The sequence below is a fragment of the Melaminivora alkalimesophila genome (assembly GCF_000282995.1).
Taxonomy (GTDB): Bacteria; Pseudomonadota; Gammaproteobacteria; order Burkholderiales; family Burkholderiaceae_C; genus Melaminivora; species Melaminivora alkalimesophila.
Window position 1 is genome coordinate 1 of sequence record NZ_ALEE01000605.1, and the last position, 4,597, is coordinate 4,597.

A 4,597-nucleotide genomic window follows, 5' to 3' on the forward strand; every position below is an offset into this window, starting at 1 on the left:
CGGCGGTGGCCCCCAGGGCACCGGCCGCCGGGGCGGCCTCGGCGCTGGCTTCCTCCGTGGCGATGCGCCCGGCCTCGTCCAGCAGCTGCGGCAGGACCGACTCCAGCCAGCGCGTGTGCACCCGCTGCGCCTGCACCTCCGGCCGCACGGCCAGCGCGCGCAGCAGCGCCAGGTTGGTCGCCAGGCCCTCGATGCGGAACTCGGCCAGCGCCCGGCGCGAGCGCCGCAGCGCCGCCTCGAAGCCGGCCGGCGCGTGCACGATCAGCTTGGCCAGCAGCGTGTCGTAGTGCGGCGACGGGCTGCGCCCGGCCACCCCATGCGTATCCACGCGCACGCCCGGGCCGCTCGGCAGGTCGAAGCGCGCCAGCACGCCGCTGCCCGGCAGTGCCTGCCCCTGGGCATCGAGCTGCTCGGCGTTGATGCGCCACTGGATGGCGCAGCCGCGCACAGGCGGGGGCGCTGCCGCATCCAGCCCCAGGTCGGCCAGCCGCGCGCCCGCCGCCAGCCGGATCTGCGCCTGCACCAGGTCCACGCCCGTGACTTCCTCGGTCACCGTGTGCTCGACCTGCAGGCGCGCGTTGGTCTCGATGAAGACGAACGGCAGCGTGCGACTGTCCAGGTCCACCAGGAATTCGAAGGTGCCCAGGCCCTCGTAGCGCACGGCGCGCGCCATCGCCAGCGCCGCCGCGCCGAGCTGCGCGCGCAGCGCCGGCGGCAGCGAGGGGCTGGGAGCGATCTCCACCAGCTTCTGAAAGCGCCGCTGCAGCGTGCATTCGCGCTCGCCCAGCGCCAGGGCGTCCTGGCCGTCGGCCAGCACCTGCACCTCGATGTGGCGCGCGCCCTCCATCAGCCGCTCCACGTACAGGCCATCGACGCCGAAGGCGGCCTGGGCCTCGCGCCGGCAGCGCTCCCAGGCATCGTCCAGTTCCGCGGCGCTGCGCACCGCGCGCATGCCGCGCCCACCGCCGCCGCCCACCGCCTTGAGCATCACGCCCGCGCCGTCCTGCGCGGCCAGGAAAGCCTGCGCCTCCTCCCGGGTCACAGCCCCGCCACTGCCCGGCATGAGCGGCACGCCCAGCTCCGCCGCCAGCGCACGCGAGCGCGCCTTGTCGCCGAACAGCGCCAGCTGCGCCGGCGTCGGACCGATAAAGCGCAGCCCGGCGTCGGCGCAGGCCTGGGCAAAGTCCGCACGCTCGCTCAGGAAGCCATAGCCCGGATGGATGGCGTCGCAGCCCTCGGCCTGGGCGATGGCGATCAGGCGCGCACCGTCGAGGTAGGCGGTCGGGCCGCTGGCGGGCAGCGCCACGGCCGTATCGGCCGCCTGCACGTGCGGCGCGCCGGCGTCGTCCTGCGCATGCACGGCGACGCTTGCCACTCCCAGATCGTGCAGGGCGCGCACGATGCGCAGGGCGATTTCGCCGCGGTTGGCGACCAGGATTTTCTTAAACATGGGCTCCCTCGCGGCTCATCGCCAGCGCGCTGGCGCGCGCCAGGGCGATTTGCTTCGCCCCGCCTGCGGCGGGAACGCCGCGGTTGGCGACCAGGATTTTCTTAAACATGGCTATCTCTCGGCTCATCGCTCAACCAGCATCCTTGAGCAGCCGACGCAGCACCTTGCCGGCACCGGTGGCCGGCAGCGCATCCACCACGCGCAGCTCGCGCGGCGCCTTGTAGGGCGCCATGTGCTCGCGGCACCAGGCGATGAAGGCCTCGGCGTCGATCGCCTGCCCCGGCTTCGGCACCAGGAAGGCCCGCACCACCTCGCCCTTCTCGGCGTCCGGCACGCCGATGACCGCGGACTGCGCCACCGCCGGGTGCCGGTTCAGGATGGACTCCACCTCCTCGGGAAAGACGCTGTAGCCCGAGACCTTGATCATTTCCTTGAAACGGCCGAGGAAGGTCAGGTAACCCTCGGCGTCGAGCCGGCCCATGTCGCCGGTGTGCACCCAGCCATTGCGCAAGGTCTGCGCCGTGGCCTCGGGCTTGTTCCAGTAGCCCAGGAAATTGCCCGGCCCGCGCACCACGATCTCGCCCTGCTCGCCCACCGGCAACGGCTCCCCCGTGCCCGGATCGACGATGCGGATCTCGTTGCCCGGCACGGCCCGGCCCTGCGTGCCCCAGCGGATGGCGTCCGCCGGCATGGCCGTGTCCACCGTGTGCGTCTCGCTCAGGCCGTAGGCCGCCTCGTGGCTGGTGCAGTTCGGCGCGAACGCCTGCCACTGGCGCGCCAGCGCCTCGGTCCAGGCAAAGCCGAAGCTGGTCACGGCGTTCCTGCGCAGCGCGCTCCAGTCGCGCCCGCGCGCATCCGGCATCTGCATCAGCGCACCGTTCATCGGCGCGATGCTGTACCACCAGGTGATGCGCCGGCGCTCCAGCGCCTCGGCCACGCCGACCGCGTCGAAGCGGTAGAGCAGCGTCATGGCCGCGCCGCTGTAGACCGGCAGGTTCACGCCCATGACCATGCCCGCGATGTGGTAGAGCGGCGCCACGGCCAGCAACCGGTCCTCGGGCGCCACGCCATTGCACTGCGCGGCCGCCCGGGTCTTGAACAGCGCATTGCCATAGCTCAGCATCGCGCCCTTGGGCATCCCCGTGGTGCCCGAGGTGTAGGTCATCAGCGCGAGATCATCCATCGACAGCGCCACCGGCGCCGGCCGCCCGCCACTGGCGACCACCGCCAGGAAATCCTCGCCGCCCTCGGGCAGCGGCTGGCCGGCGGCGCGCTGCGCCTCCAGCTCGGCCGGCACGGCGATGTCCGGCGCCTCTGGCAGCAGCTCGCCGTGGCGCACCACGAAGACATGCTCCAGGCGCGTGTGCGCACGCACCCGCTCCACCACCGGCAGCAGCACCTCGGCCGCCACCAGCACGCGCGCACCCAGGTCGTCCAGCTGGTACTGCAGCTCGTGCTCCTTGTTCAGCGGCCCGCAGGGGCAGACCACGGCACCGATCTTCTGGATGCCGTAGTGCGCCATCAGGTACTGCGGGCAGTTGTTCAGGAACAGCGCCACCGGCTCGCCCTTGTGCACGCCCAGCGCCTGTAGGCGCGCCGCGAAGGCGTCGCTCGCCGCATCAAGTTCCGCCCAGGTGATGCGCCGCCCGTACCAGTCGATGGCGGTGCCCTCGGGGGTCGCGCGGGCGTGGCGGCGCAGGTGTTCGTGCAGGGGCTGGGGCTCGGTCATGGGTTCTGTCTCCTGTCGATGGTTCGGTGCTTGCCAGCATAAGCGGCCCGCGCCCACAATGCTACCCATGGGTATAACGCAGGTGACAGGGCTTCCCGAGGACATGCTGGCCTTCCCCGGCACGCGCGCGCGCGGCCGCCAGCGCGCCGACACGCCCGGCAGCGAGCCGAAGCGCGAGCGCATCCTGGCGGCAGCCGAGCAGCTCTTCGCGGCGCAGGGCTACGCCTGCACGACCATGGAGCAGATCGTGCAGGCGCTGGGCGTGACCAAGCCCTACGTGTACTACTACTTCGGGAGCAAGCTGGAGATCTTCGAGCTGCTGAGCTGGCGCCCGGCGGTGGCCTGCTTCACGGTGCTGGACTTCCCCGCGGACGACCGGCGCCCCGCCCACGAGAAAGTCGTGGCCGGCGTGGAACAACTGGTGCGCGCCACCCTGGCGCACTACCCGGCCGCGTTCTTCCCCTACCGCGAGCCGCAGGTCTACACGCCCCGCTTCGTCGCGGCGCAGAAGCGCCTGGCCAACCACTTCTACGCGCGCCTGTGCCGCCTGCTGGAAGAAGGCCGCGCCGAGGGCTGGTTCGACATCGGCGAGGTGCGCATCGCCGCCCAGGCCGCCTGCAGCCTGCCGGGCTTTCTCTACCAGTGGTACCGCCCCGATGGGCGCCTGTCGCCCGAGGCGATGGTGGCGGAGCTGGCGCCGCTCGCCTGCCGGGTGCTCGGACTGCGCGGCAGCATCGCCCCCGCGCCGGGCGCTCAGGCCGGGTAGCTGCGCGCGCCGAAGATGCCGCTGCCCACGCGCACCAGCGTGCTGCCGGCGGCGATCGCCGCCTCCAGGTCGCCGGTCATGCCCAGCGACAGCGTGTCGAAGCGCCCCAGGCCCGGCGCGCCCGAGGCCGCGATGGCGTCGAACACGGCGCGCACCTGCCGATGCACCGCCAGCTGCGCCTCGAAGTCCGGCGCCGGCTCGGGAATCGCCATGACGCCGCGCAGCACCAGGCCCGGCAGCTGCACCACCGCCCGCGCCAGCTCCAGCGCCTGCGCGGGCGCCACGCCCGACTTGCTGGCGCCGCCGTCCACGTTCACCTGGATGCACACCCTCAGTGGCGCAAGCCCTGCAGGCCGCTGCTCCGACAGCCGCTGGGCGATCTTCAGGCGGTCCAGCGTGTGCGCCCAGTCGAAATGCTCGGCCACCAGCCGCGTCTTGTTGCTCTGGATGGGGCCGATGCAGTGCCACTGCAGCGCCTCGGCCCGCTGCGGGTCCAGGGCGCGCACGGCCTCCATCTTGGCCACCGCCTCCTGGACATAGTTCTCGCCGAAGGCCCGCTGGCCCGCCCCGGCGGCGGCGAGCACCGCCTCAGCGCCGAAGGTCTTGGAGACGGCCAAGAGCGCCACCTCGCCCGCCGGTCGCCGCGCGCGCG

4 protein-coding genes are annotated in these 4,597 nt (G+C 72.8%); 1 reads left to right on the plus strand and 3 read right to left on the minus strand.

Annotation, left to right across the window (positions count from 1 at the left end; translation table 11 throughout):
- A partial coding sequence (locus A612_RS11845) for an acetyl-CoA carboxylase biotin carboxylase subunit (RefSeq protein WP_019374687.1) occupies window positions 1-1,450 on the minus strand: 1,450 nt, incomplete at its 3' end.
- A gap of 130 nt (window positions 1,451-1,580) precedes the next feature.
- The gene (locus A612_RS11850; protein ID WP_019374688.1) at window positions 1,581-3,179 is read right to left on the minus strand and encodes an AMP-binding protein; all 1,599 of its coding nucleotides are present in this window, start codon (window positions 3,177-3,179) and stop codon (window positions 1,581-1,583) included.
- Window positions 3,180-3,246: 67 nt separating this feature from the next.
- On the opposite strand from A612_RS11850, the gene A612_RS11855 reads away from it, so the two are divergent.
- Window positions 3,247-3,945 (plus strand): TetR/AcrR family transcriptional regulator, encoded by a 699-nt coding sequence (locus A612_RS11855; protein WP_420891029.1) that lies wholly within the window; start codon window positions 3,247-3,249, stop codon window positions 3,943-3,945.
- On the opposite strand, the gene A612_RS11860 is transcribed toward A612_RS11855, so the two are convergent.
- Window positions 3,933-4,597: YggS family pyridoxal phosphate-dependent enzyme (locus A612_RS11860; RefSeq protein WP_019374690.1), on the minus strand; the 665-nt coding region annotated here is incomplete at its 5' end. The genes A612_RS11855 and A612_RS11860 overlap by 13 nt on opposite strands.